Genomic DNA, 26,905 nt, shown 5'->3' on the forward strand with positions numbered 1-26,905 from the left:
GGGCAGCCCAAGGAGGAAGAACATGCTTATCATGCTCATGGTGCTGGGCTTCGCCGGTGTATTGACAGCGGTCAGCTTTATTCCCAACAGCCGGGTGAGGAAAATTGCCGTTTACAGCAGCTATGCATTGTTTCTTACAGCGCTCGCGATCTTAACGCTGGGATAGCTGTGGCAAAATTTAAAAAGACAGTCGTTTTGTTGTACTACATGTAACTGTTTTGGTTATAATTAACAATAGAAATGGAGGAATGACAAATGAAAGCACTAGTAACCGGAGCAACAGGCAAATTAGGATCCCAGGTGATGCAGTCGCTGCTGAAAAAGATGCCGGCTGATCAGCTGGCCGTCAGTGTCCGGAACCCGGACAAGGCCCAAGATCTGAAGGAAGCAGGGGTGGACGTGCGCCGCGGCGATTTTGACGATCCGCAAAGTCTGGACGAAGCGTTTGCCGGCGTGGACCGGCTGCTGATTATTTCAACAGACGGAGATAATGATACAAGAATCCGACAGCATACGAACGCGGTGGAAGCTGCGGCGCGGGCGGGTGTTTCCTTTATTGCCTACACAAGCATCGGCCATGCAGAAAGCAGCACGATGTTTTTGGCTCCGCCGCATCGAGCAGCCGAAAATGCAATCATTGAAACCGGCATTCCGCACGCATTTCTTCGCAACAACTGGTACCTTGAGAATGAAGTGCCGGGTATTCAGGGAGCCATGAACGGGGCGCCGTGGGTTACTGCTGCCGGGACCGGCCGGACAGGATGGGCGCTGCAGCTCGATTACGCAGAAGCAGCGGCCGCGGCTCTCGCTGGAGAGGGTGTACAGCAGTCGGTTTACGAGCTTTCCGGCCGTCCGCACACCCAGGACGAGCTCGTAAGCGTACTCGGAGACGTGCTCGGAAAAGAAATTCCAGTGCAGCATGTGGATGACGATGAATACGCGGAAATCATGAAGGAAGCCGGGATGCCGGAGGCGGTTGTACCAATGCTTGTAAGCATCCAGCAGGGCATCCGCAGCGGATCGCTCGACATTGAAAGCAATGATTTTGAAAAGCTGCTCGGCCGTCCGGCCACGCCGATGCATGACGCGCTTGAACATCTCGTGCGGACACTTCCAGCCGAGTCTTAATTACGACAACGCCTCAAGCTGTACGCTTTTGGAGCGCGGGAGCTGATAGCAGCCTCCCGCGTTTTTTCGTGAAAAGGGAAAACGCGGTGCATCCGCCGATGACGATGGCGCTGCCTGCCGCCTGCGCCCAGGTGAGGTGTTCGCCAAAAAGGATAAAGGCAAGCAGGGCGGTAAACAGCGGATTAAAGTTTAAAAACAGCCCGGAGGTTGTCGCTCCCAGATGCTTCACACCTATTCCCCACAGCACCATACAGACAATCGTGGCAATGATGCTTAAAAACAGCATCGATCCGATAAATGCGGCATCGATCTGATGGACGGGAATCTGAAAGCCGTTGACTGGAAGCAGCAGGAGTACGCCGAACAATCCGGAGTAGCAGACCGACATCATCGGAGACACCATGGTGGTCGCCCAGCGGCTGCAGATTGAGTAGAGCCCAAAAACCAGAACTGCCGCAAGCATCCACACATCGCCGGAGGCAAAAGAGAAGCCAGTGAGACTTCCGCCGCTCACGACGAGCAGTACGCCGGCGGTGGAAATGAGCATGGCCATGATCTGTGCGCCGCGCAGCCGTTCACGGAGAAGAAGCGCTGAAAACAGGGCGATCGACAGCGTATTCATCGTCGAGATAATGCTTACGCTGGTGGCATTGGATGAATCAAGCGCGGTAAACTGCAGAATATTAAATAGTGCGACGCCTGTAATTCCCATCAGAAGCAGTGGTACAATCGCTTTTCTGTCAGGAAGCAGGCGTTTTTCTGTGAGCGCAATGATTGGCAGCAGGCAGAAAACAGCAATGCCGTAGCGCAGAATCGTCAGCGTCACGGGAGAAGCGTAGGCGGTCAAGCCTTCGCCAACGATGAAATTGCTCCCCCAGCATAGGCTTGCGAGCAGCAGCAGTGCGGTGTATTTCATGATTGTTCCCTCCCGTAATATTGTACGAAATAAATGTATCATGTAAAATGATTGTATAAAATATTATTTTGTATAAATTGATAAATACAAAATATTTATTAATAAAACGATCATGAAAAAGAATTTATTTTTGTTTAAGGAGAAGAAAGCACTTGATAAACGAATATTATTAAGGAGGAAAACGCATGTTAGACGATGTGGACGTACATATTCTTGATTTACTGCAGACGGAAACGAGGCTCAGCAACCTGGAGCTGTCCCAGCGGGTGAGCCTTTCGGCGCCGGCGACTCACGCCCGGGTCAAACGGCTGGAGCAGGAAGGATATATTGATTCGTATACGGCGCTCCTCAACCAGGAAAAGCTCGGGTATGATCTTTTGTGCACGGTATTTATGAGTACGAGCATTCACCAGACGCAGGAGTTAAACGAGCTCGAACATCGTTTATCGGAAATGCCGGAGGTGATGGAGTGCTACTGCATGACCGGCTCGTTTGATTATATGCTGAAAACGATCCACCGCAGCCGCAAGGAGCTAGAGGCGTTTATCCGGGAGCTGAACCAGCTAGGCGTCTCCCAGCTGCAGACGAGCATCGTGCTCCGGGAGGTCAAGGCTTCGACGGTGCTGCCGCTCAGGAAATAAAGCATTTTTATGGACTTAATTAAAATAAAATTCATTGCCCAAATCCATCAGTCAACGGAGGGATTCAGATGCATACCGAAGATTTTATCAGCATTATGATCCATCAGACCGATTTGAAATTAACGAGCTTTATTAAAGAAGAACTGCAGGCGTTTAATCTTACTCCGGAGCAGAACCTTATCATGATGCTTTTATGGGAAGAAGACGGCCGCACCCAGAACGATATAGCCCGCAAGCTGCAGAAGGATAAAACCAACGTTGCCCGGATGGCCGCCCAGCTTGAAAAAAAGCAGTTCGTGCGGCGGGCGGCGGGGACTGAGGACCAGCGGGCCATGCAGCTGTTTGTGACAGAAGAAGGAAGGCATCTTCAGGAAAAGGTACGCCCGGCAGCCGAGCGGTTCAACGCTGCCGTGACGAAGGGAATCAGCACAGAAGAGCTCAAAGCGCTTGAACAGACGCTTGCCAAAATAAATAAAAATGTTTCGGGGAGTCTCTGGGGGGAGTAGGGGCTCTCGGAGTAGATTCTTTGCAGGAGCCGGAAAAATATGTTGTACTAAAGATGCAGATTAAATGAATTGAATATATTTTTTGAGTAAATAGTTGCTATGCATACTAAATTGAAAGTGAGGGATTATTCATGGCGCATCAACAGCATTCGTTTCAGCGCAGGATCCGTGATAAATGGACGGTACAGTACGAGGAATTCGGTTTTCCTTCCATTCAGAAGGGATGGGTGCTGCCGGTGGACCGGTGGAAGGAGTTTGATCCGTTCATTTTAATGGCCGAGGACTGGTTTAAGAAGGGCACGTTCCCGGATCATCCGCACCGTGGCTTTCAAACCGTTACGTATGTGGTGGACGGACGGCTTGAGCACATTGATAACGGCGGCGGCCGCGACATTCTCGAGCCCGGCGACGTGCAGTATATGAATGCCGGCTGGGCGGCCCGCCATGCAGAGGACGGGGTGGAAAATGATATCGCCCATACCCTGCAGCTGTGGCTGAACCTGCCGAAGGACCAGCGAAATACCGATACCATCTACCAGAATGTATACGGAGAAGAGGCTCCGACCGTACAGATTGACGGCGGAAATTTAAAGGTTTTTTCCGGGACCGTCGCCGGGGAAGAAGGGCCGCTGAACTCGCTCGTCCCCATCACGCTGACCGAAATTAATTTATCGGAGGGGGCGGAATACGTGCATCATCTGCCGGAAAACCATAATGCCTTTTTATACACGCTCTCCGGCAGTGCCGATGTGGCGGATGGTACCGTCAACAAGCATGACGTGGCGACGCTCACCTTCGAGGATAACGGAGATCCGGAAGCGCTCTCGACGCTCCGCATTAAAGCCCATAAGCGCCGGACGAGACTGCTCGTGTATTCCGGTGAACCTATCCGTGAAGAGATTGTACCGTACGGTCCGTTTGTGATGAGCAGTATGGAAGAAATCAGGCAGGCGTACCGGGACTTTCACGAGGGAAAATTCGGCCCGCCCGCAGAGTAAGCTGAACAGAGTGTCATTCAATATGAAGGAGATGGAGCAGAATGGATGTACTGACAGCAATTCATTCACGCCGCAGTAACGGACTCGTAGAAGAAACTGAAGTACCGGAGGATATCATTGCGCAGGTGCTCGAAGCCGGCACCTGGGCGCCGTCTCACCACAAAACGGAGCCGTGGCAGTATTTCGTCATGACCGGTGACGGGCGCAGGCAGCTCGGGGAAGCGATGGCCGCCATTGCCGCGGAAGGTATGACGCCGGAAGAAAAAATGGAAAAGCAAAAGAATCTCGAAAAGCAGAAGGAAAAGCCGATGCGTGCACCGGTCGTGATTGCAGTGGCAGCCGAGCCGTCTGAGGAAGAGCGGGTGGATACGCTTGAAGAGTACGGCGCAGTATACGCCTCGATCCAGAACATGCTGCTCGCTGCGCATGCCCTCGGGCTGGCGGCCTTCTGGCGCACCGGGGCGCACTGCTATCATCCGAAAATGAACGATCTGTTCGGCCTGGGGCGGCGGGGAAAAGTACTCGGACTGATTTATATCGGCTATCCGATGCGGGAGATGAAGAAAGGGCACCGGAAGCCGGTGGAACAGGTGACCACCTGGATAACGGAATAATAGCGGCATATAAAAAGCAGGCAGCGGCTTCCTCCCGCTGCCTGCTTTTTGTTATTTTTCATCGTGCCTTTTGTTCAGCTGCTGACGCAGATTCAAACGCTGCTGTAAGTATTCCCGAAGAGAAATTTCTTTTTGGACCCATTGCTGTTTTAGAGCATTAAGCTGGTTTAAAAGATGATGTTTGTTCATGCGATCCTCCTGCAACCATATTTCAATTATATTGTATCCGCTTAACAATTATTTAAAACCTCGAATTATATGTGAAAATGAATGAAAATTATAAAAACACAATATTTTTAGTTTGAGTATTGAAACCGCCTGGGAATATGGTAACAAATACAAGCCATAGCGGCGGAAATGTCGGGAATCCATAAGCCTGCAACATAAGCCAAAAAGTACTAAAGGGAGACCTCTGTGCTTTTTGGCTTTTATTTTATAAAAATTTAAGAGGTGAAATGGATTGAAACAATACAGCCATATCCTGGCAGCGCTTGATGTGCTCAGTAACCCTAATGTTGATGCCTTTGACGAAGCGTGCCGTGTCGCGGTTAAGCACGATGCCGACCTGACGCTCGCCTATGTGTTTCATTATAATGAATATTCCTCGCTCGGATGGATGGACCCGATCGGTATCAGGCGGCTGCACGCAGAAGCAGAATACCGGCTTGAAGCGTACCGGAAAAACGCCGAAGAAAAAGGCGTACCGCGGGTAAAGACCGTCCTGGACAATGGAGTGCCGAAAAAACGTCTCGTGAACCAGCTCTGTGAAAGGGTTGACCCGGATCTTATCATTCTCGGGCAGTCCGGCGGCAATGCCCTCGGCCAGGCGATACAGGGAAACACCACCACAAAAACGGTGGTGAAGCACGCTCCCTGCGACGTTCATGTCGTTGACCCGGCGATCGCTTCGATCCAGCGAGCGCACACCGCACCGCTTCAGTAAAACAAAAGATCCCCGGGGGGAGTAATCCCGCCGGGGATCTTTGTGCGTCATTAAAGAGTGTATTGGTTTTTATCGTCCCATTTTTGTTTAATCACTGGAAGGTCACTAACGGTAGTGATGATAAGCTCTTCATCGCGAAAGGCGTTTAAGCTGGCGAGCAGTTCATCCTCGGAACAAAAATAAACGGGTTCCGAGCTGCCGAAGCGTGAGCGGATATCGGCGGCTGTTCCTATGTATACCTGGTTTTTGGGACGTTGAAGTACATATGCAAAATGGTCGATGGCAATGACCTCCTTTATAGGGACTTATAGTAAGAATAGCACGTCAGGGGTGAAACAGAAAGCAGAATGCCTGGAATTTAAATAGAATATGAACAGTAAAGAAAACGGCTTGAGCCTGGCGGGAGCCATAATCAAGCCGTTTTTGAGTTGTTTCAGGGATTTACGTTTCATTGGGCCTTGGAGAAATAAAGCAGAAAATGCCTAAAAGAAGGGCGGAAACCGCTATAGCCCAGTACGTAAACAATAAGCTGACGAGAGTGAGAGTACCGAACCAGATTTGAAAAAAACGGCGTTCGTTCATAGCTTCACCTCTTATGTGGAATTTAGAGCCCGGGATTCATAAGCTGCAGGGCCGCTGAAACAACCTCCGGGCGGCTTCTTTTCCCGTCGGGGTCTGGGCAAGCCCTCCTTCAGCAGTCTCTTTCAGGCTGCCCGGCATGTCGCGGCCGATCGTATGCATCGTCTGAATAACTTCATCGCAGGGGATGCGGCTGGTTATGCCCGCTAAAGCCATATCGGCCGCTGAAAAAGCGATGGAGGTGCCGATGACGTTTCTTTTCACGCACGGCACTTCGACGAGCCCGGCAACCGGATCACATACGAGTCCGAGAAGGGACTTCATTGCTATTGCGGTGGCGTGGGCTGCCTGCTCCGGGGAGCCATGCTGCAGCTCCGTAATCGTGCCCGCAGCCATGGCCGTCGCTGAGCCAATTTCCGCCTGACAGCCGCCTGCCGCGCCGGAAATAAAGGCGTGATTCGCAAATACGTAACCGATGGCACTTGCTGTGAACAGCCCCATCGTCAGGGTGTCATCATCGATGCTGCGGTTATCCTGGAGAGAGACCAGAATGCCCGGTAGTATACCTGCGGACCCGGCCGTGGGAGTTGCGACGATAAGGCCCATTTTTGCGTTGCTTTCCGACGTGGCCATCGCTGCTTCCATCGCCGTGCTGATGACCGGTCCGGATAACGGGTCGGTGTTTTGATTATACTGATGCATCCGGTAAGCATCACCGCCCGAGAGCCTGCTCTCTGTTTCCGTAATGTCACTCACTCCGTCCCGGACCGCCTGCTTCATTACCTGCAGCCGCTCCTGCATGCGTCCGAAAATCTGCTCCCGGGAAAAATTGGAGCGGCGAACCTCACGGCGCAGCATCCACTCGCCAATGGAAATGTCCTGAGCCATGCATTCCTGTACAATACTTTCAATGGTATCGTTCATATAAATGACGCCTCCTTTTTCGTGCGGGCTGCAATCGATAAAATATCCGGACCCGTTCCCAAATTAATGCTGGTGTCATGACCGTTAATTCCATAAATGCAGGCCACTCCGCCGCCGATGGAGGCGCCGGATACGCGGACGGTTTCTATGCCGGACGATGCCTGAAGATGTACAGTGTTCGGGTGGCATCCGCCTGGAGTGCCCGGACAGAACTGGAAGTCGTAACGAAGGCCTTCGTCTTTGGCCAGCGCATACGCACTCCGGACGTTGGTGTCGTGGGCGGATAATCCGAGCAGGCCGCCGATTATGGCTTTGTCCGAGCCGTGTCCCTGATAGGTGGAGGCGAGAGAGCCGTAGAACGTGATTGTCACATCTGTGACCTCTCCCAGCCAGTCGTGCACAAATTTCCCGATCGATACGACCCCCGCTGTGTGAGAGCTCGAGGGACCGACCATAATCGGGCCGATAATATCAAAACAGCTGTCAAACTCCATAGCGATTCCTCCAAATTTGAATTGAAAACGATTACATTAATGCAAAAAAAGACAGAGAAACGGCCTGAATCGCCGTTTCTCTGTCTGTGTGCCTGAAAGATTTCATTCTTTGACAAGAATTTTCTTCTTCGGCAGGTACGCATACCTTCTCCAGAGGTGCATCCTGTACTGGTCCTGGTACCTGAGAGTTTTTTCTTCCCGGCTGGTGGGAAGAATTGCTCCTTCGGTGCTGTAATATTCTACAGGCTCTCCCAATACATTCATCTGCAAAACCAATATTTTGTTACTTTTAGTGTAAACATCCGGTCTGGAAAAGTAAACCTATTTTTTGACAGCTGGCATGAGAGCGATATACTGGATGCAGCCTGTTAGCCTGGAATAATAAACCAATTTACCGAAAGAAATGAAGGGATGCGACTATGAGCGAACAAATTATTCTGCGCCCCGTCATGGCAGAAGATGAAAAAGACATTAATATTCTCCGGCGCCAGCCTTCTGTCATGCATTATACGCTGGGACTCCCTTCGGAGCGAAGAACCTCCAGCCAGTCATTTATTGAAGGGCTGACGGCGAACGATCATGTGATTGTTGCCGAGTACGGCGGCCGGGTCGTCGGTATCGGCTCTCTGGAGGTGCTGAGCGGTAAGCTGCATTACTACGGCATGACTGCCATGGCGGTGCACGATGAGTTTCAGAACCGGGGGATCGGCAGCCGTCTGCTTGATCATCTGCTGGATATCGCCGATAATTATTTAGGCTTATTCCGGCTGGAGCTCGATGTGGTGGAAGAAAACACGCGCGCAGTACAGCTGTATAAAAGCCGCGGGTTTGAACCAGAAGGTACGCTCCGTAAAGCCCATTTTGCCCGTGGCGCGTTTTACAATGTGCTGGTGATGGGCCGGCTGAACACTGCGTTGTTCCCGACAGACTGAGAACCTCGTTGGAAAATTAAGGAACCAGGGAGATTGTCACTTCCAAAAATTAGATTATTATGAAAAAATAGAAAAGAAGAGCTTACAACAAGAGTGATTAAAGGAGTGTATGTATGCAACAGGAACCTGCCGGTTTTGGCAGCAGGCTGCTCGCTATTGTTATTGACGGCCTCCTGCTTTCTTTCCCCATTCTTCTCATTAGTATGCTGGCCATGCTATGGATCAACCCCGATGAAGTGAATGTCGATATATTTTCCGGTGCCGGATCGCTTCTATATTCCATGATTCTGCCGATAGTATGGCAGGGCCAGACGGTCGGGAAGTATGCCATGGGCATTCAGATTGTGAAAATGGACGGAAGGAAGCTTGGCATCGGGGCAATGCTGATGCGCGTGCTCGTAGCTAATATTTTGTACGGAATTACTCTATACATACTGATGATCACGAGTATAATTATGGTGCTTGTCCGTAAGGACAAACGGGCCCTGCACGATTTTCTTGCGGGCACCCGGGTGGTGAAAAAAAGCCGGTAGCTTTACTATCGGGATGGTAACGCCAATCATGCGAGCGGAGGAAATACATGATAAAAAAGATCTTTTCTGCCGGGGCAGCTGGCATATTCATCCTTTTAAGCGCCTGTTCCGTACCTTCTTACTATACGGAGGAAGAGGAAGAGGTCCCTGGAAATATAGAAACGGAATGGGGAGAAGAAGTGCCGCTTCCGTTGTTGAACGATGCACCGGTTTCGAGGGCGCAGATTAACGAGAATGAAGAGGGGGAGCCCGAGGAAGTGGAGATTTGGTACAGCGAGGAAGAAGAGGACGAGCTTCTTCCTTATTTTCAGGACGCGGGCAACCGGCACCGGTATGAAGAGGACTACAGTACACGGCTTGTGTACGGCATCAACAGCAACGACATTCACATTATTTTAAATTACGAAGCGGGCGATCAGATGGTATTCGGCGCTCACGATGACGTGCTCAGTATTGGGGGACGTCCGGTGGGCCGGGATATCCAGAGTGGGCCGATTACGTACACGTTTTACGCGAAGGGAGGCACCTATTCCCTCTCCTATTCAGAAGAGGCCAGGGCGGACACCGACGCGCACCGTGAACAAATTAAAGCCTTTTTACAGAACAGCGGCTAGGTTGAAGTCACGTTGTCTTGAGGAGGGAAGAGCCGTGGACTTGCTTATGGATATGCTGATCGTCGGCGCTCTGCTGATGATTGCTTTCAACATAAAAGCATTTGGTAAACGTTTGCTTCGTGTAAAGAAGTAACAGATGGATGAAGCCGCATATGAGCAGTTGAAAGCCGAAATCAAAGAAGAGCTGAAAAACGAATGGGAAAAATAAGGCAGGGACCTCCGGGTGTCTGCCTTTGTGTTGCTGGCGGCGTTAGTCTGTTTTTACAAAAAGGTACGGCGCGGGCTTTTCTTTTAAGCAGTTATGGTTCATGATTTATAAGAGAGAGATTGAACACTTTGCAAGTTCACGGAGAAAGAAGGAAGGATTTATGCGCCGGAGGACAAAAAACATATTAAGCATGCCGCAGGAATACAATAATCAGTCGCTGAAAAAGGATATGGCTGCGGGCTTTACGATTTTTATTATGATTGTGCCGCAGGGAATGGCCTACGCCGTTCTCGCCGGCCTGCCGCCGGTGATGGGGCTGTATGCCTCGCTGCTTCCGCTTTTAATCTACGCCCTGTTCGGCGGATCAAAGCATCTGGCTATCGGGCCGGTGGCGATGGCGTCGATTCTTGTTTTTTCCGGGGTGTCGCTGTACGCTGAGCCGGCGACGCCGGATTACGTGGCACTCGTGCTGCTGCTGACGGTCATGGTCGGGGTGATGCAGGTAGCGCTTGGCCTGCTGAATGCCGCCGCGTTTGTGAAATTTATTTCGCCGAACGTAATCAGCGGTTTCACCTCGGCGGTGGCGATTGCGATCGGCATGAGCCAGCTCGGGCAGTTTATGGGGATCAGTGTCGGCAGCCAGACGCAGATTATCCCGCTTTTGCGGGATGTGATCGTTCATCTGCCCCAGGTACATATCCCGACCCTGCTCGTTGGAACCTTGAGCCTGCTGGTTCTGATCGGGGGCCGGAAAGTAAAACGCAATCTCCCGGTTTCTCTGATTGTCGTCGTACTAAGCATTGCGGCAGTCGGGATTTTCCGCCTCGACAACCAGGGAGTGAGTGTCGTCGGGGAAGTGCCCCAGGGCCTTCCGGATTTTACCGTGCCGGGCTTTAACCTTGCGGATGTGCAGGTGTTAATCCCGACTGCCCTGACGATTGCATTGATTGCGATGATGGAGACGCTTGCGATCACAAAAACGCTGAGCGATAAAAACGATTTTGGTGTGAACCTGAACAAAGAGATCCGGGCGATCGGGTATGCCAATATTGCCGGTCCGTTTTTTTCCTCCTACGCGGTGACCGGAAGCTTTTCAAGAAGTGCCATCAGCTACCGTACAGGAGCAGCTTCGCAGGCGGCGATGATTATTACCGCTGCCGGGGTGCTTGTCACGCTTCTCTTTTTCACGTCTTTATTCTACTTTCTGCCGTACGCGGTACTTGCAGCCATTATTCTCGTTTCGGTCGCCGGGCTGATTAACATCCGGTCACTAAAGGACGCCTTCCGGGTGAAGCCGGAGGACGGATGGATATGGGTGGTGACGTTTGCTGCGACGCTTCTCGTCGGCATTCAGTGGGGGTTGTTAATCGGTATCGGTTTTTCCATCCTGCTGCTGCTGCGCCACATTTCCCGGCCGAACATCGTGGAGATCGGCTATGAGGAGGATACCCACAGCTATCTGGACCTGCAGCGGTTCCCGAATGCTAAGCGGGTGCCGGGTACGGTGCTCGTCCGGGCGGACACGCGTATTCATTTTTCGAACGTCGGCTATTTTGTGAAAATGGTGGAAAAAACGATTCAGGACCGCCGTAAAACAGAGAGCGGCGGGCTGAAGGCCGCGATTGATATGTCCGGGGTGAATGACATTGACACGACCGGCATCGGCGCTCTCGAACAGATCATTGAAATGTTCCGCCGGGAGCCGGACGTGCAGGTATGGTTTGTCGAGCTCAAGGGACCTGTCCGGGATCTGCTGCTGCGGGCCGGATGGGATGAAAAATACGCTGAAGCAATTAAATACCAGACCCTCGAAGGCTTTCTGGAACACGAGGGCAACGTCCCGTTTAAAACACCCGCGGAGCCGAAGCAGGACTCCTGGGACTACATGATTTAACAAAGAACGAGGCCGGCAGGGAAGAGGATCCTGCCGGCCTCGTTCTGGTCTCAGGAATATTATATACTCCTTGAAAGACTGCTGTGTTAGGGTATATAGCTATATACCTTGAATTTAAAAAATTCAAAAAAATCGTTTAAATCATAATAACCCCGGGTAAAAATCAATAGATTTATAAAGGAGGTATATACATTGAGTAAAGATCGCGATAATGAACGCGAACAAGACGAAGAAAAAAACAACGATAAGCAGAATACAAATGAAGACGGAACACTCACGACCAGGCAGGGTCATCCTGTCCGGGACAACCAAAACTCGAAAACCGTCGGTAATCGCGGGCCAACAACGCTTGAAAACTATGAATTCCTTGAAAAAATCAGCCATTTTGACCGCGAACGTGTACCGGAGCGGGTAGTGCACGCCCGTGGCGCAGGCGCCCACGGCTATTTTGAAGCGTACGGTTCCTTTGGCGATGAACCGATTTCCAAATATACACGCGCAAAAATCTTCCAGGAGGAAGGCAAGCGGACACCTGCGTTTGTACGCTTTTCCACTGTTATCCACGGCGGGACTTCCCCAGAAACACTCCGTGATCCGCGCGGATTTGCCGTGAAATTTTATACAGAGGACGGCAACTGGGACCTCGTCGGCAACAACCTGAAGGTCTTTTTTATCCGGGACGCTATCAAATTTCCAGACGTCATTCACGCATTAAAGCCCGATCCGGTAACGAACGTGCAGGACAGCGAGCGGATCTTCGACTTTATGTCGCAGACGCCGGAATCAATGCACATGCTGACGTTTTTATTCTCCCCGTGGGGCATTCCGGCCAACTACCGGCAGATGCAGGGCTCCGGGGTGAACACGTACAAATGGGTGAACGAAGACGGAGAAGCGGTGCTCGTGAAATATCACTTTGAACCGGTTCAGGGCATCCGCAACCTGACCCAGGAAGAAGCGGACAGCATCCAGAGCAAAAACTTCAACCACGCCACCCAGGATCTGTACGAAGCGATCGAGGAAGGCAATTATCCGGAATGGGAGCTTCGCGTGCAGGTAATGAGCGACGACGATCATCCGGAGCTCGACTTTGACCCGCTCGACGATACGAAGCTGTGGCCGAAGGAGCAGTTCCCGTGGATCCCGGTCGGCAAGCTCGTGCTTGACCGCAATCCGGAGGACTATTTCAACGAAGTGGAACAGGTGGCATTCGGTACCGGGGTCCTTGTCGACGGCATGGATTTCTCCGATGACAAAATGCTGCAGGGACGTACGTTCTCATACTCCGATACGCAGCGGTACCGCGTCGGTGCGAACTATCTGCAGCTGCCAATCAACCAGGCGAAGAAAAAAGTCGCCACCAACCAGCGCGGCGGACAGATGTCGTATAAAGTCGATAATGACGAAGGACAGAATCCGCACGTGAACTACGAGCCTTCCACGCTGAATAATCTGAAGGAAGCGGAGATGAGCGGCAAGCCGCACACTCCTTATACCGAAGGAGAAGTGAAAAAAGAAGCCATCGACCGCCAGAATCCTTACCGGCAGGCGGGAGAAACATTCCGTAAGTTTAAGGAATGGGAAAAAGATGAATTAATCAAAAACCTCGTTGATAACCTGATTCCGTGTAAAAAGGAAATTCAGGAGGAAATGATTGCCCACTTTAAAAAGTGCGATGAGGATTACGGCCGCCGGGTCGAAGAAGGGCTGAAAAACAGCAGCTCCTCTGACGGCGCTGACCAGGACGCCACGCACGGAGGACCGGCAGGCGCCACGAAAACAGAAGAAGGCGTCAAGCAGGCTGAAGAGCATGGTATTCCGTCGGACCCTTACTAAGAGGGAAGCCTAAAAACAATAAAAGAGCTGAAGCTGGAGATCATCCTCCGGCTTCAGCTCTTTATTAATTTTCCGTTATTTATTCGAAAAGCGGCTGGCCGTTATCGTCGTCAAACGTATGGAAGCATGGCGGCGTTTTCGTGTTGTGGCTTAGATCATATGAGGCCCACGGGGCTTTCAACACACGGGCATCAGACAGAAAACATACAGGAGTCCCGTTCACCGCGAATGGATGAAGCGCCTGAAACAATTTGTCGATGCTTTCAAACATGTGTACTTCCTGTCCGTGAAGGTAAGGATCCAGGCTCACCGCTGTCCCGATGATCAGCTCCTGTTCATAAAAAGTATAACCGAATACGATGGAAGACATATTTTAAATAACTCCTTTAATAAAGTGAAAAGGGCGTTCCAATCCATAGAATGGAAACCCTAAAAAGCATTTTTTCTTTTACCTGAATCAGGTGCAGAGAAAAATGAATATTATTCAGTCAGCTGTAACTATAAGCAATTCTATACAGGGTTAATCCCCGTATCTGAAGAAATACCCCTTTTTTATAATAATTACTCATGCCAAAAGTGCTAATTTAAAACGATGTAGGCTGTAAGCTTTGTCCTAAGTAGTAATCGAATACACTGCAGAATTTATTAAAGACGTACCGTCAGCGGACCGTTCATCATTTTTAAATATGCCGTCCAACTGAAAGCCGGCCTTCTCAAGCAGGGCGGTGCTTGGATAATTCCGCTCATCTGTCCAGGCTTCGATCCGGTTCATTCCCAGATCCTCCAAAGCGTAACGGACAGCTTCCATGACAGTCTCGAGTGCAAATCCTCTGCGCTGATAAGGGTCCAGGATCCAGTAGCCAAGCTCACAGCGCGGAATGTGCCAGTCAATTTCCTGAATAACAACGCTTCCGACGAAGGAACAGTGCTGTTTTTCGAATAAAAGATAGCGCAGCTTCTGCTTTTTGGAAAATTGTGCGCAGGCTTCCGTTAAAAAGGCTTCAGTACCCGCAGGCGTTGGAGGCTCCTGAAAGGCGCTCATCCAGGTTTTAAGACTGGAATGGGACTGCCGGATGCCCTGGAAAACAGTGTCTGTATCCCTGGAAGGATCCGGAATTCTCATCAGCAGCCGTCCGGTCTCCAGTTTTTCCTTCATAATGTCACCTCCTAAAACGCGGCAATGCAAACTTTTAATCCAATAAAAGGAAATTAAATAAAATCATACCATAGAAGCGAGTGTAAAGCATCAAAAGCTGAAGCATTTTATCCTGGTCTGAATTTAAAAAGTATTCGTTTACAAATGTTTGCAGAAAAATCATTCAAGGTATAAGAACAAAGTAATTGAAAGTACAGAAGGTGACCGGACAGTCAGAGGAATGATTTAACACACAGGAGGCTTTAACTATGGAATATATTTATCTTGGAAACTCTGGCCTGCGCGTGCCGAAGTATATACTCGGAACCATTCCCTTCAGCGGAACGAACGGCTTTGAAGCGACCGGAAGCATTAATGAAAAGGACGCCCGCCGTATCGTGGATATATCGCTTGAGGCAGGCATGAACATGTTTGATACCGCGAATCTGTATTCGAAGGGCGATGCCGAGCGCGTTTTGGGGTCTGCCATTAAAGGCCGGCGGAACGAAGTGCTTCTGACATCCAAAACCGGCTTTCATTTTGATAATGATCCGAACGCTTTCGGTGCATCCCGAAGCAACATTCAAGCGTCCATCGATCGGACGCTGGAACGGCTGGGCACCGATCATCTGGATGTATATTTTGTCCACCTCTGGGACGGCCGCACGCCGGTGGAGGAAACCGTGGAAACAATGACCAACCTCGTGAAATCCGGAAAAATCCGGTACTGGGGCGTTTCTAACTACAGCGGATGGGCGCTGGCAAGAACGTTTACCGTCGCAGAGCGTCCGGGCTACATTCCGCCGGTCACTCAGCAGATCTACTACACGCCGGAGGCTCGTGAAGCGGAATATGAGCTGCTGCCGGCAGGCCGGGAGCTTGGCGTGAGTTCAATGATCTGGAGCCCGCTTGGGGAAGGACTGCTGACGGGGAAAATCGGGCGGAACAAAAAAGCACCGGCGAATACCCGCCAGGGCGGCGGGTGGCCGGAGCCGTGGATTCAGGATGAAGAACGCCTGTATCAGGTGATTGACGCGCTCGAGGAAGTAGCCGAAGGGCGAAACGCCACCGTGCCGCAAATCGCCTACGCGTGGGTGAAGCATCGCCCGAATGTCGGCCCGATCGTGATCGCAGCCCGCAACGAAGAGCAGCTGCGCGAAAATCTGGCTTCGGCAGATATGTATTTAACGCAGGATGAGCATGACCGGATCGAATCCGTCGCGCGTCCGGCACCGATTTACCCGTTGTGGCACCGGACAATGGGCGGCTTTGAGATGGGGAGCCCTTCCGAAATGCCGTATCTGGAAGGATACAAGAAGTCGATGGGGATGGATGAACAATAAAAAAATGTACCGGCATTAGAATATCCGATGCCGGTACATTTTTTTTATTGTGCTTTAAATTACTTAAGCTTGAATATCTTTTAGGGAAGAAAATCTATCGGGCGGTTACAGAAAATCCGCTATTTTTAACAGAAAAGATGAATTATTGATATTTTATGAATTATAATTAATAGATTATGAACGCGAAATGTAGTATGTTTATAAGGACAGACTAATACATAAGACAAAGGAACATCTGCGATGAGCATGAATTATGAACGGTTCCGTTCGCTGTATGATCGGGAGATAGAGAAAATGGAACAGGCTGAAAACGAAGATCTGGTGCAGCTGTATATGGCACAGAACCGCTTTTTCGACTGCATCTTCCGCAGCCGCAAAAACGAGGCCAAAAAAGAACTGGCAGCCATTTACCGGATCATTTTGCTGGAGCCGGAGGACGACAAACGCCTGCTGGTGCTGAAGCAGTATTACTTCTTTCTGATTGGCGGCTTTCTGGACCGGTACACCCAGACATTTTCTTATAATAAAAAGGCGCTTGCCGCCTCGGTAGCCCTGATCAATGTCATGGAAGAATGGGAGCGGGAAGAGGATTTTTATGAAGGAATCAACGTGCTGGTAGACGGTATGCTTGATACGACCTGGAACGATGATTTCCAGTCCTACAATAACCCGATTATTTCAAGGTTTATTACACTCGTAAATCAGCAGATCTACCAGGAATTGAACACGGAGATACTGGCCAATCAGCTCGGCATCTCCCATAGTCATATTTCCCGGCTGGTCAACGAAGAACTGGGGACGTCTATTCCGAACTACGTGACTTATAAACGGACCGAGGAGGCGGCATACCTTCTGCAGGCGACCGCCCAACCGGTGAAATCAATCGCTGAGCGCCTGCGGTTTTCGAGCGCCAGCTATTTTGGGGTGTGCTTTAAAAGCATTCATGGCTGCACGCCAAGGCAATATCGTATATTTGCAGCCCAGCGGTAAAAAAGGTTAATGCAGCTAACAAGGATAAAGATAGGAGCGGCTAGCCGCTTCTGGCAAAGAAAGAGAAAGAGGGAAAATGAATGCGCACGCAGGATTTAAAACAGGCGGTCTTCACCTGCCTGGCAGCAAATGATGATGAAATGGAAATGTCCGCGCTGGTGAGGCAGGTAACCCGCATGCTTTCATTGCCCGTACACGCTAAGGAACTAGACGATTGTGTCAATGGATTAGAGCAGACTGGTGCTGTCAAAAAGGTGAGAACTTCGTCAGGGTCAGCAGCGGTAGTTTTACGAAAAGACGCATCCAGTATCGCTGGTTATTTTATAGATAGTATACATAAGAGCCGTCTCTAACTAATAGAGGTGGCTTTTTTATATTATTGTCATCTAAGTATTTAACTTTCTAAGGCAGTAAGTTCCTTCGTTTTAATAAAGTCGGTTTGCTTCTCATGGTTCATATAGAAGGAGTGGCACAGGTTTGAACGAATCCGAGCTTCATGCAGCAGACGAGGAATTGCTTGCCCATTTTCCATTGGGCTTGACTATACTATATGATCTGTTTTATTTTGCAACTGTTTTTTGAATTTTTATATTTGCAGTTGAAAAAATAGTCGATATGTTTTATATTTCAACATGTAAGCGCTATTATATATACTGTTGCAAATTGCAAAAATAAAAAGGAGGTTGTATAATGCGTATTAAAGCGAATATGGAGAAAATTCCTGGAGGCATGATGGTAGTTCCTTTGTTACTTGGGGCCCTGATTAACACCTTTTTCCCTGGTATGCTGCGTATCGGAGGTTTTACTCAAGAACTTTTTGTTGACGGTGCGTTAGTGCTAATTGCATTATTTTTACTTTGTGCGGGAGCGCAAATAAACGTAAGGAACGTAGGAACCACGATAGGTAAAGGTGTCACGTTATTGACAGTCAAATGGGCGGTAGGGGCTGCTTTCGGCTTGATTGCTTATGCTTTTGCCGGTACGGATGGTTTATTTCTAGGGCTTGCCCCTTTAGCTATTATCGCAGCCATGACAAATAGTAATGGTGGATTGTATGTAGCGCTTGTCGGGCAGTACGGCAAAGGAGACGACAGGGCGGCCTACTCCATACTGGCGCTTAATGACGGCCCTTTTCTTACGATGGTGGCGTTATCGATTTTTGGTGCAATGGGCTTTGTAGATGGTTTATTTTCGGTCATTGATTTCGTTGCGGTGCTTTTGCCAATTGTGATTGGGGCGGTTTTAGGAAATCTGGATGAAGAAATGAGAGACTTTCTGGACTCTGGGAGCAACATGCTGATTCCGTTTTTCGCCTTCGCGCTGGGTATGGGAATTAACTTTGCGGACATTTTAGCGGGGGGACTCGGCGGCATCGTCCTTGGATTTATGACTGTATTTCTAACTGGAACCGCTGGCTACTGGGTGTTCAAGCTGTTCAACTGGAACCCGATTGTAGGGGCTTCGGAGGGCTCCTCAGCAGGTAACTCAGTTGCGACTCCGGCAGCGATAGCTTCCGCCAATGCCGCCTTCGCCAGTGTGGAATCCGTGGCTACCGTCCAGGTGGCAGCCAGTGTCGTGACTACTGCTATACTATTGCTTATTTATGTAGGCTTTCTTGTAAAGCGTTTGGAGAAAAAAGGAAAGCTTCAAACGTATCTTCAATGACATTTAACGTAAAATGAGAGGATTTCAAAACATGAAGTCCTCTTATTTTTGCCAGACGAGGTGATCTTAATATGGATATATGTATAATCGCTGATGATCTAACGGGAGCGAATGACTCGGGGGTACAGTGCGTTCAATACGGTTACCGCCCCTCTGTTGCCATTAATGCAAGCGATACAAGTGATTTTGTAAATAAAGAAGCACTTATCATTGACACAGATTCGAGGGAAATAACCTCCGAAGAAGCCTACCGGACGGTTAAAGAATCTGTCGGGCCAATTACTGTGAATCCCCCGGCATTAATGTATAAAAAAATTGACTCTACGATGAGAGGGAACATTGGACATGAATTGGACGCGCTGTATGATGCGTTTTTACCGGATTTTATCCTGCTCAACCCTGCTTATCCCGAGAATGGAAGAACAGTTAGAAATGGAAATTTATATGTAAATGACAAAGCTTTAAAGGAAACCGGCATATCTACTTTTCCTAATCAGAGCGTCAGTTCTTCAAAAGTTACTGCTCTTCTTCAATTGCAAAGCAGTTATAAAGCTTATCATCTAAATGAAGATGAACTATACTCTGGTGAACTTGCAGAGCTGCTTAAACGTCTGAAAGGGGAAGGCGTAGTATATCTTAGCTTCGACGGGGAAACGGAGGAGCTGATGTTAAGCCAGAGCCGGGTGCTTGCAGCCACCGGGAACGATTTTATCTGGGCTGGTTCTGCCGGCCTCATGAAATTTTTACCTGATGTTTGCGGATTAAGCGGGAGCGAAGCCTCCTCTGAAAAAGCAGAAAGGTTAAATGAGTGTGAGTCCGTTTTGGTTGTAGCTGGAAGCCGCAGCAGTATAACTCAAAAACAGAAAGCCCGCCTGGAGGCGGATTACCCCGGGTGGTCGGTACCGCCGGAAATTTTTTTGGATCCCGGATGGCAGTATGATCCTTCCATAAAAGAAATTCTTCAGGCTGTTTCAGAGCGTAGTCATCCAGTAATGCTTATTTCCACGGATACGACTAAAATGGCTGTAGAGAATGTTAAAGAAAAAGCGGAAGAAATAAATATCCCGATGGCGGAAGCCACGAAAAAAATTGCTGAAGGGTTGGGCAGGTTAACACGCCTGATTTTCGATATTGAAACGTTTGATTCGATCTTAATGACGGGCGGGGACGTAGCCAGAGCGGTGTGCCTTTCACTGGAAAGCATAGAATTTGAATTGTTTCAGGAATTTGAACCTGGTATACCCGTGGGAAGACTACGCGGGTATTATAATCCTATCGCCATTACGAAAGCAGGGGCTTTTGGTACGGAAAGTACGTTCATTCATGCGATCGAAACACTGAGAGGAGAAATTTTAAAATGACAAAGCCAGTTATTGGAATTACGATGGGAGATGCTGCAGGAGTAGGACCAGAAATTATTGTAAAAGCTCTGGCAGGTGCTTCTGTTTATGAATATTGCACGCCCGTGGTCATCGGTGACACCGGACGTCTTGAAGACGTAATAAAAATTACGAATACCGGCCAGACAGTAGTGTCCATATCAGATCCTTCAGAGGCGAAAGTGGATCCTTCAGTAATTAATTGCCTCCAGGTAGGTGATTTAGACCCTGATCTTCCCTTTGGTAAGTTATCCTTCGAGGCGGGCAAGCATGCATTTTTATATTTGGAAAAAGCAGTGCAGCTTGCTATGGAGAAGCGTATTGATGCTATCTGTACGGCTCCGTTAAATAAGGAAGCTCTTCAGGGAGCAGGATACAATTATCCGGGACATACAGAAATTCTTGCTGATTTGACAGGCACGAAGGATTATTCCATGATGCTTTCTGCGCCCAATCTGAAGGTTATTCATCTCACAACCCATCTGGGATTGAAGGATGCCATTGAAGCAATAACGCCCGAACGCACGTATAACGTCATTCGTCTCGCTCACAGCACACTCTCAAAGGCCGGCTTTTCCAATCCTAAAATTGCTGTATGCGGTATTAACCCACATGCTGGGGAGAACGGTTTGTTTGGATATGGAGAAGAAGAAAAGCAGCTGCTCCCTGGCATTCAGAAGGCTCAGGAGGAAAATATCAACGTGGAAGGGCCTTATCCGGCAGATACGCTGTTTTTTCGTGCAGGCCGGGGCGATTTTGACGTTGTCGTAGCATGCTATCACGACCAGGGCCACGCTCCGGTGAAGGTTCTTGGACTTGAAGCTGGGGTGAATATTACGGTTGGTTTAAATTACGGGGTCATACGAACCTCGGTCGATCATGGGACAGCTTTTGACATAGCCGGAAAAAATATCGCGGATGAGCGGAGTCTTCTTGAAGCGCTCACTATCGCTGCGGAGCTGGCACCTAAATAACTTGTTCTCCGAATCTTGCATTTTCATGTAAAATATGAAGAAATTGCATTAAAGGGAGTAAGAAAATGTTGAAAATAGGGATTATAGCTCCGTATCAAGGCTTAAAAGAAGTAGCAAACAAGGTGAGTGAAGCTCACCAGGAAGTGATTATAGACGTACAGTTAGCTGATCTGGAAGAAGCTGTAGAACCTGCCCGCCAGTTTGAGGAGCAAAACTACCATGTATTGATCAGCCGGGGCGGAACGGCACAAATTTTGCGTGAACGAACTTCTCTTCCAGTAGTTGAAATAGATGTTTCCGGCTACGATATACTGCGTACGCTGCTGCTCTTCAAAGACTCTAAAGAGCCTATAGAGTTAATCGGGTTTCCCAACGTCTGCCATGGGGTGAATCAGGTGGCGGAACTATTGGGTATATCCATTTCCTATCAGGTTATTCACAGCTCTTTAGAGGTGCATCAGGCAGTAGAAAATGCTATCAGCCGAAACATACAAGTTATTATTGGAGATACAGTAACTTTGACGACAGCCCGGCGTTTTGGGCTGGAGGGGATTATGATAACCTCTGGGCCGGAGTCTGTGGAACAGGCTGTCTTTCAGGCAAAAGAAGTTGGAAGGCTAATGCTTTATCAGGACTCGATGAACAGAAGCTATCATCATTTACTGGAGCATTTACCGGAAAATATTGCTTTAATCAAAGATACCGGGGAATTAATATTTGCCAATCAGTCATTTTTAAATCTCTTTCGATTGACCTCGTATGTAAATCAAAATGCTGAGAAGAGCAATACATTGCAGAGCTTGCATCAAAAAATGCTGAATTATTCTTTTCTTCAGGAGACGTTCGTTTTTGAGGGACGCAGTGTAATTGTAGAAGGAGAATTTTTAGTTGAAGGAAAAGAACGACTGTATTTTTTGAAAATCAGTGATGAAAACAGATACAAAATAGAACAAAATGGTTTATCCATTCAGCCGTTACAATCAGACATTGTTTCCTTTGGCCAAATTTCTACAGCTGATGAACGAGTACGTTCCGTGGTGGAAAAGGCGAAAAAGTTTACTGAATCCGTATATTTTATCCAAGGGGAAAATGGGACGGGTAAGCGTTCCATTGCTACCGCGCTGCATCATTACCGTAATAACTATATTGAAAATCAATGGGAAGTAAGACTGGACGAAGATTTCGGCGAAATTGCGATGAAGCGGCTCGAAGCTATGATTGTATCGGGAAGTGGCACATTTTACATTAAAAGTTGGGAGGCTCTTTCAAAAGATAGGCTTGAACAACTTTTTCAAATTGCCTCTGCTTCCGCCTCTGTAATTATATTTGCTGCCAGGCAAACTGAGCTGCCTTTGCTTCAAGAGAAATTTCAAAAAGAAAGCCTGGTGCTTTCACTGCCTCCTTTACGTGAGAGAATCGAGCACTTACCGGAATATATACGCACATTCATTGCCAGAAACAATTCAAAATACGGGAAACAGATTGTGGGAGTGGAAAGCGGCCTTTTGTTAGAATGGAAAGCCTATCACTGGCCGAGGAATCTGCATGAACTGCAGGAACTGGTTGAAGTGGGTGTACGGAACTCCGACGGTCCGTATATTTCCAGAGAAGCCATTCTGACTAATGCTGAATCCACTGATGGAAGGGGTGAAGTGCTGGATCTGAATCAGCCACTGGATAACATTGAGAAACAAGTGATCAACTTAGTGCTTCAGGAAGAAAACATGAACCAGACCCGGGCTGCCAAACGATTGAACATTAACCGATCAACATTATGGCGTAAGCTCAAAAGCTGAAGGTTAAATGGAACGAAATAAGAATAAGTAAAACACCTCTAACGTCGTTTTCCAAGTGAAACCGGCAGATGGAGGTGTTTTTTTATGGAAATGAAATGACAGGAAGATTATGACGTAAAGAAGGGTAACCCCTTTTTCTTGCTTTAAATCCCACTTCCCGGGTTACACTGTACGCATCACTCATCTAGAAAATTTAGAGAAGTGAGAATAAGCACAAACATATTTATGACAAGGTGGGAATCAGCTATGAAAGCAAATATCATGTACGAAGCGGGCGATGTCCGTGTGGAAGACGTACCGAAGCCAGAAGTGCAGGAGCCAACGGACAGCGTGTTGAAGGTTGTTGCTGCGTGCATCTGCGGGAGTGACCTGCATCCGTACCGTCACATGCATGCCCATGATCACGGGGAAGGCGAGCCGATGGGCCACGAAGTGATTGGCCGCATCGATGAAATGGGCTCCGGCGTAACAGATTTTAAGCAGGGCGATCTCGTCGTCGTACCATTCGCGTATGGGGACAATACGTGCCCGTACTGCCAGGAAGGACTGCAGACGTCGTGCGTGAACGGCGGATTTATGAACGGCTGCCAGGCGGAATATGTACGCATCCCGCAGGCGCAGGGGAGCATGTTTAAGCTGCCGGACCACATCGATGACGATTCACCGCTGCTTCCGTCCCTGTTGACCATTTCGGACGTTTACGGCACCGGCTACCATGCAGCCGTTATGGGCGGTGTGAACGAAAATACGACCGTCACCGTGGTGGGTGATGGAGCCGTCGGCCTGCTTGCTGTGCTGTCTGCGAAAAAGCTCGGCGCACCGAAAATTATTTTAATGGGACGCCATAAGGAACGTACCGACCTCGGAGTGGAATTCGGTGCCACAGACGTCGTTTCAGAGCGCGGGGAGGAAGGCATTGCCAAAGTCCGCGAGCTGACGAACGGTGAAGGAACCCACGTCGTGCTTGAGTGTGTCGGGCTGATGCCGGCCTATGACATGAGCGTGGGCGCTGTCCGCCCGGGTGGTGTAATCAGCCGTGTGGGCGCGCCGCAGTATGAGGAGGCGCCGGTTGGGTTTACAAGTCTTTTCCGTCACAATATTACATTGACGGGAGGCCCAGCTCCGACCCGTGCCTACATGGACGAGCTGCTGCCGGACATTCTCGACGGCACCCTCAATCCGGGCCGCGTGTTTGATGTCACGATGGGAATCGAAGACGTGCCGGAAGGCTACCGGGCGATGAATGACCGTGAAGCACTTAAAGTACTGGTGAAGCCGTAAGATAAGCGAATAACCGCTAAAGGGAAGACACATTCATTTGTGTTTTCCCTTTAATTGTTCTATGAAGAGCTATTTTTTTGTATCACTGGTATTAAACATATATTTCATCATTGGAACATAAAACGTTACCCGGCCAGTAAATATACGACTGGGGATTTATATTAAGGAAGCAGCATTATAGTCCTTGGATACAAGTATAAACAAGATAGATATTTTCAAATTAATCATCTTCACGTTTTCTTTACATGTTGGTGTCATTATATAGGTACGTCTAGATTAATTTTTAATCCGTTCACGAATTGGTAAAAATTCATTGATTTTAAAGTATTTCTATATACCCTATTAGGGTATATAATAAAAATAAGAGGAGGGGTAACTATGATGAATGGAAGCATGGCGGTAATGTCTCTTGGCATGTGGATTTGGATGCTTTTTCTCATCGTGCTTGCAGCTGTGGGTATCTATGTTATCGTTCGATTAGCAGTAAAATCGCAAAACAGCAGCAACGATACTTCATTAAGTACACTTCGGCAGCGTTTTGCCAACGGGGAGCTGACGGAAGAAGAATTTGAGCAAAAAAAGCGTGTTCTTCAAAACAATAAATGAATGCCGCCTGGGAGCCTTTTTCATCATGGAAGAGGGCTCCCCCTCATTTCGCTTCGGGATATTGTTATACCTGGACCGGACGCATGGCCCGTTACATAGGGAAGGGATGTGAAAATTTGCGCAGGATGCTTCGAATGTTTTCCGGACATATTACCATAAAATTAGCAGCTATTTTGTTCTCATTGTTTTTAGTAGTATTGATCCCTCTCGCTTTCGTCATCCATGAAGTGATTTCCGGTTTTTTCTTCGAGCATGAAGTGGAAGAAATGAAGCAGAGCGTTTCTCATTACGAATCCATGTACGAAGAAAATGGCACGATTGCGACCGGAGTGCTGGAAACATTAACGAAAGACCACCAGGACGCCTATGTGTTAAATAACTCCTTTCAACCAAGCCGTCATGCTGGAGAAAATACCGGTGATTTCACTTCCGGTATTCCGGACGGGGAACGGGAAGAAATACGTGCTGGCGGGACGGTAGAACGGGAATATACCGACGAAGCGACGGGGGAAAAGTATTTTGTAGTCGGCAGTGCCCTGCAGGACGGTGGCGCTGAGTCAGAAAGCATTTATCTTTTCTCATCTCAATCTGCGATAGAAGGGGAAATCCAGGAGGTCCAGCGTCTTATTACGCTTGCCGTCATCGGAGCTTTCCTTCTTGCGTTTGCCTGTATCATTATTCTTGTGCGGCGGCTCACACTTCCTTTATTGCAGATGGAACAAGCAACCCGGCAAATCGCAAAAGGGGAGTTGGAGGTGAGGGTCCACCATCCGCCTAAAGACGAGGTAGGATCACTTGGTACAGCAATTAATGATCTGGCTGAAGATTTAAAACAGTACCGGGATGCCCGGAGAGCTTTTTTAGCGGATATCTCCCATGAGTTACGGACGCCGGTCACATATATTAAAGGCTATTCCCACATTCTGAAGGAAAAACTTTACGATCAGGAGGAGGAGGAAGATGCATACCTTACGATTCTCTCCGAAGAAGCTGAGCGGTTAAATCGTTTGGTGGAAGAATTGTTCGATTTGGCGCAAATGGATGACGGACATATGAAATTAACCAAAAAGGATTTGGCGTTAGCCCCAATGCTTGAACGGATTGTTAAAGGCTTTGCTCTGCCGGCCCGCCAGCAGGGACTGGAATTGGACATGGACGTAGAGGAAGGACTGATCGTCCACGGAGATGAACTGCGATTGGAGCAGGTGTTCATGAACCTTATGACAAATGCCCTGCGTTATACTGAAAAAGGAAGTATCTCAATTCATGGCGGCCGCAGCTCCACTCATCAGCCGGTCATCACAGTCACAGATACAGGAATAGGAATCCCAAAAAAGGAACTGCCATTTATTTTCGACCGGTTTTATCGTGTAGACAAGTCCCGGTCCCGTGAAGGCGGGGGCACGGGCCTGGGACTTGCGATTGTGAAGCAGTTAATGCATGCTCATGATGGAGATATTCAGGTTTCGAGTGTCCCGGGGGAAGGCACGTCATTTATATTAACGTTTGCCCGGCCCGGAAAAAATGCGCAGTAAAGAAATAATTCAATGCTCTTCACAGTTTCTTCACATTAAGCGGGCACAATGAAAACAGGCAGGCGGGAGAGGGAAAATCAAAAAGAGAGGATGGTTTCAATGACCTACGAAGAATGCGTACAAGAATGTCTTCGATGCATGGAGCAATGCAACCGCTGTTTTGATGACTGCCTGAAAGAAGACGATGTGAAGATGATGGCAGAATGTATCCGTCTCGATCGTGAATGTGCAGATATGTGTGCCTTTGCAGCAAAAGCGATGCAAAGCAATAGTCCATTTGCGAAAGAAATCTGCGCCCTTTGCGCAAAAATCTGCCGTGCCTGCGGGGATGAATGCGCGAAGCACGGCGATCATCATCAGCACTGTAAAGATTGCGCGGATGCGTGCTACCGCTGTGCAGAAGCATGCGAACAAATGGCAAAATAGCATTAAGGAACGGGG

Annotated in this window: 30 protein-coding genes and 2 riboswitches; of the genes, 23 read left to right on the forward strand and 7 right to left on the reverse strand. The window is 48.8% G+C overall.

Annotated features, from left to right (window positions below; genetic code table 11):
- The first annotated feature begins 22 nt into the window (after nucleotides 1-22).
- Together ACTRXH_RS03425 and ACTRXH_RS03430 are read left to right on the forward strand one after the other, a co-directional pair.
- Nucleotides 23-166 (forward strand): hypothetical protein, encoded by a 144-nt coding sequence (locus ACTRXH_RS03425; RefSeq protein WP_474277607.1) that lies wholly within the window; start codon nucleotides 23-25, stop codon nucleotides 164-166.
- Between the two features lie 89 nt (nucleotides 167-255).
- Nucleotides 256-1,128, forward strand: coding sequence for an SDR family oxidoreductase (locus ACTRXH_RS03430; RefSeq protein WP_474280570.1), 873 nt, complete (start codon nucleotides 256-258; stop codon nucleotides 1,126-1,128).
- A 13-nt stretch (nucleotides 1,129-1,141) separates the two neighbouring features.
- Here ACTRXH_RS03430 and ACTRXH_RS03435 read toward each other — a convergent pair whose 3' ends face one another.
- On the reverse strand, nucleotides 1,142-2,044 hold the full coding sequence (locus tag ACTRXH_RS03435; protein ID WP_474280572.1) for a DMT family transporter: 903 nt from the start codon (nucleotides 2,042-2,044) through the stop codon (nucleotides 1,142-1,144).
- 185 nt (nucleotides 2,045-2,229) lie between these two features.
- Between ACTRXH_RS03435 and ACTRXH_RS03440 the strand changes: the two genes are divergently transcribed.
- The 4 genes from ACTRXH_RS03440 (at nucleotide 2,230) to ACTRXH_RS03455 (ending at nucleotide 4,803) form a co-directional block, all read left to right on the forward strand.
- Nucleotides 2,230-2,685: an Lrp/AsnC family transcriptional regulator gene (locus ACTRXH_RS03440; RefSeq protein WP_474280574.1), complete on the forward strand. Its 456-nt coding sequence runs from the start codon at nucleotides 2,230-2,232 to the stop codon at nucleotides 2,683-2,685.
- A 68-nt stretch (nucleotides 2,686-2,753) separates the two neighbouring features.
- A complete protein-coding gene (locus tag ACTRXH_RS03445) occupies nucleotides 2,754-3,191 on the forward strand; it encodes a MarR family winged helix-turn-helix transcriptional regulator (RefSeq protein ID WP_474260723.1) in 438 nt (145 codons plus the stop codon).
- 131 nt (nucleotides 3,192-3,322) lie between these two features.
- Entirely contained in the window at nucleotides 3,323-4,189 is an 867-nt protein-coding gene (locus ACTRXH_RS03450; RefSeq protein WP_474280576.1) for a pirin family protein, read from the forward strand.
- A 41-nt stretch (nucleotides 4,190-4,230) separates the two neighbouring features.
- Entirely contained in the window at nucleotides 4,231-4,803 is a 573-nt protein-coding gene (locus tag ACTRXH_RS03455; protein WP_474277623.1) for a nitroreductase family protein, read from the forward strand.
- A 51-nt stretch (nucleotides 4,804-4,854) separates the two neighbouring features.
- Here ACTRXH_RS03455 and ACTRXH_RS03460 read toward each other — a convergent pair whose 3' ends face one another.
- Complete coding sequence (locus ACTRXH_RS03460) at nucleotides 4,855-4,992, reverse strand: hypothetical protein (protein ID WP_474260726.1); 138 nt, start codon at nucleotides 4,990-4,992, stop codon at nucleotides 4,855-4,857.
- A 271-nt stretch (nucleotides 4,993-5,263) separates the two neighbouring features.
- On the opposite strand from ACTRXH_RS03460, the gene ACTRXH_RS03465 reads away from it, so the two are divergent.
- Nucleotides 5,264-5,746, forward strand: a complete 483-nt coding sequence (locus ACTRXH_RS03465; protein WP_474260727.1) for a universal stress protein — start codon at nucleotides 5,264-5,266, stop codon at nucleotides 5,744-5,746.
- Nucleotides 5,747-6,187: 441 nt separating this feature from the next.
- On the opposite strand, the gene ACTRXH_RS03470 is transcribed toward ACTRXH_RS03465, so the two are convergent.
- The 3 genes from ACTRXH_RS03470 to ACTRXH_RS03480 are packed head-to-tail and all read right to left on the reverse strand — an operon-like array spanning nucleotide 6,188 to nucleotide 7,743.
- Nucleotides 6,188-6,328 carry a hypothetical protein gene (locus ACTRXH_RS03470; RefSeq protein WP_474277625.1) on the reverse strand — a complete coding sequence of 47 codons (141 nt, stop codon included), beginning with the start codon at nucleotides 6,326-6,328 and terminating at the stop codon, nucleotides 6,188-6,190.
- A 36-nt stretch (nucleotides 6,329-6,364) separates the two neighbouring features.
- On the reverse strand, nucleotides 6,365-7,249 hold the full coding sequence (gene sdaAA, locus ACTRXH_RS03475; RefSeq protein WP_474277627.1) for an L-serine ammonia-lyase, iron-sulfur-dependent, subunit alpha: 885 nt from the start codon (nucleotides 7,247-7,249) through the stop codon (nucleotides 6,365-6,367).
- Nucleotides 7,246-7,743, reverse strand: coding sequence for a serine dehydratase beta chain (locus ACTRXH_RS03480; protein WP_474277629.1), 498 nt, complete (start codon nucleotides 7,741-7,743; stop codon nucleotides 7,246-7,248). Before ACTRXH_RS03480 ends, sdaAA begins: the two co-directional genes overlap by 4 nt.
- Nucleotides 7,744-7,821: 78 nt before the next feature.
- Nucleotides 7,822-7,899: riboswitch (glycine riboswitch) on the reverse strand.
- Nucleotides 7,900-7,902: 3 nt separating this feature from the next.
- Nucleotides 7,903-8,007, reverse strand: a riboswitch (glycine riboswitch).
- 155 nt (nucleotides 8,008-8,162) lie between these two features.
- Here ACTRXH_RS03480 and ACTRXH_RS03485 point away from each other — a divergent pair.
- From ACTRXH_RS03485 to ACTRXH_RS03505, 5 genes are all read left to right on the forward strand, one after another.
- A complete protein-coding gene (locus ACTRXH_RS03485; RefSeq protein ID WP_474277631.1) occupies nucleotides 8,163-8,675 on the forward strand; it encodes a GNAT family N-acetyltransferase in 513 nt (170 codons plus the stop codon).
- Nucleotides 8,676-8,788: 113 nt separating this feature from the next.
- On the forward strand, nucleotides 8,789-9,208 hold the full coding sequence (locus ACTRXH_RS03490; RefSeq protein WP_474277634.1) for an RDD family protein: 420 nt from the start codon (nucleotides 8,789-8,791) through the stop codon (nucleotides 9,206-9,208).
- Nucleotides 9,209-9,255: 47 nt separating this feature from the next.
- Nucleotides 9,256-9,822, forward strand: coding sequence for a hypothetical protein (locus ACTRXH_RS03495; RefSeq protein WP_474277637.1), 567 nt, complete (start codon nucleotides 9,256-9,258; stop codon nucleotides 9,820-9,822).
- A gap of 368 nt (nucleotides 9,823-10,190) precedes the next feature.
- Nucleotides 10,191-11,924: a SulP family inorganic anion transporter gene (locus tag ACTRXH_RS03500; protein WP_474277641.1), complete on the forward strand. Its 1,734-nt coding sequence runs from the start codon at nucleotides 10,191-10,193 to the stop codon at nucleotides 11,922-11,924.
- 192 nt (nucleotides 11,925-12,116) lie between these two features.
- On the forward strand, nucleotides 12,117-13,760 hold the full coding sequence (locus ACTRXH_RS03505; protein WP_474277643.1) for a catalase: 1,644 nt from the start codon (nucleotides 12,117-12,119) through the stop codon (nucleotides 13,758-13,760).
- A gap of 79 nt (nucleotides 13,761-13,839) precedes the next feature.
- Here the strand turns inward: ACTRXH_RS03505 and ACTRXH_RS03510 are convergent, their stop codons facing one another.
- Both ACTRXH_RS03510 and ACTRXH_RS03515 read right to left on the reverse strand, forming a co-directional pair.
- The gene (locus ACTRXH_RS03510; RefSeq protein ID WP_474277646.1) at nucleotides 13,840-14,130 is read right to left on the reverse strand and encodes a hypothetical protein; all 291 of its coding nucleotides are present in this window, start codon (nucleotides 14,128-14,130) and stop codon (nucleotides 13,840-13,842) included.
- A 243-nt stretch (nucleotides 14,131-14,373) separates the two neighbouring features.
- The gene (locus ACTRXH_RS03515; protein ID WP_474277649.1) at nucleotides 14,374-14,916 is read right to left on the reverse strand and encodes a GNAT family N-acetyltransferase; all 543 of its coding nucleotides are present in this window, start codon (nucleotides 14,914-14,916) and stop codon (nucleotides 14,374-14,376) included.
- A 248-nt stretch (nucleotides 14,917-15,164) separates the two neighbouring features.
- Here ACTRXH_RS03515 and ACTRXH_RS03520 point away from each other — a divergent pair, with 248 nt between their 5' ends.
- The 11 genes from ACTRXH_RS03520 to ACTRXH_RS03570 all read left to right on the forward strand — a co-directional run bounded on the left by ACTRXH_RS03520 (nucleotide 15,165) and on the right by ACTRXH_RS03570 (nucleotide 26,890).
- Nucleotides 15,165-16,238, forward strand: coding sequence for an aldo/keto reductase (locus ACTRXH_RS03520; RefSeq protein WP_474277651.1), 1,074 nt, complete (start codon nucleotides 15,165-15,167; stop codon nucleotides 16,236-16,238).
- A 240-nt stretch (nucleotides 16,239-16,478) separates the two neighbouring features.
- Nucleotides 16,479-17,228: a helix-turn-helix transcriptional regulator gene (locus ACTRXH_RS03525; protein WP_474277653.1), complete on the forward strand. Its 750-nt coding sequence runs from the start codon at nucleotides 16,479-16,481 to the stop codon at nucleotides 17,226-17,228.
- Nucleotides 17,229-17,308: 80 nt separating this feature from the next.
- Entirely contained in the window at nucleotides 17,309-17,581 is a 273-nt protein-coding gene (locus ACTRXH_RS03530) for a hypothetical protein (RefSeq protein ID WP_474280578.1), read from the forward strand.
- A gap of 337 nt (nucleotides 17,582-17,918) precedes the next feature.
- On the forward strand, nucleotides 17,919-18,893 hold the full coding sequence (locus tag ACTRXH_RS03535; RefSeq protein WP_474280580.1) for a 2-keto-3-deoxygluconate permease: 975 nt from the start codon (nucleotides 17,919-17,921) through the stop codon (nucleotides 18,891-18,893).
- Between the two features lie 71 nt (nucleotides 18,894-18,964).
- Nucleotides 18,965-20,254, forward strand: coding sequence for a four-carbon acid sugar kinase family protein (locus ACTRXH_RS03540; RefSeq protein WP_474280582.1), 1,290 nt, complete (start codon nucleotides 18,965-18,967; stop codon nucleotides 20,252-20,254).
- Nucleotides 20,251-21,246 (forward strand): 4-hydroxythreonine-4-phosphate dehydrogenase PdxA, encoded by a 996-nt coding sequence (pdxA, locus tag ACTRXH_RS03545; RefSeq protein ID WP_474260750.1) that lies wholly within the window; start codon nucleotides 20,251-20,253, stop codon nucleotides 21,244-21,246. The genes ACTRXH_RS03540 and pdxA overlap by 4 nt, the downstream gene beginning before the upstream one ends.
- 65 nt (nucleotides 21,247-21,311) lie before the next feature.
- Nucleotides 21,312-23,042 (forward strand): PrpR N-terminal domain-containing protein, encoded by a 1,731-nt coding sequence (locus ACTRXH_RS03550; protein ID WP_474280584.1) that lies wholly within the window; start codon nucleotides 21,312-21,314, stop codon nucleotides 23,040-23,042.
- Between the two features lie 246 nt (nucleotides 23,043-23,288).
- The gene (locus ACTRXH_RS03555) at nucleotides 23,289-24,323 is read left to right on the forward strand and encodes a zinc-binding dehydrogenase (RefSeq protein ID WP_474260752.1); all 1,035 of its coding nucleotides are present in this window, start codon (nucleotides 23,289-23,291) and stop codon (nucleotides 24,321-24,323) included.
- Between the two features lie 378 nt (nucleotides 24,324-24,701).
- Nucleotides 24,702-24,929 carry an SHOCT domain-containing protein gene (locus tag ACTRXH_RS03560; RefSeq protein ID WP_474260753.1) on the forward strand — a complete coding sequence of 76 codons (228 nt, stop codon included), beginning with the start codon at nucleotides 24,702-24,704 and terminating at the stop codon, nucleotides 24,927-24,929.
- A 134-nt stretch (nucleotides 24,930-25,063) separates the two neighbouring features.
- Nucleotides 25,064-26,464, forward strand: a complete 1,401-nt coding sequence (locus ACTRXH_RS03565; protein ID WP_474280586.1) for a sensor histidine kinase — start codon at nucleotides 25,064-25,066, stop codon at nucleotides 26,462-26,464.
- A gap of 90 nt (nucleotides 26,465-26,554) precedes the next feature.
- Nucleotides 26,555-26,890 (forward strand): four-helix bundle copper-binding protein, encoded by a 336-nt coding sequence (locus tag ACTRXH_RS03570; RefSeq protein ID WP_474277715.1) that lies wholly within the window; start codon nucleotides 26,555-26,557, stop codon nucleotides 26,888-26,890.
- Nucleotides 26,891-26,905 lie beyond the last annotated feature (15 nt).

The organism is Marinococcus sp. LNHM5E3-2.1 (assembly GCF_056034365.1).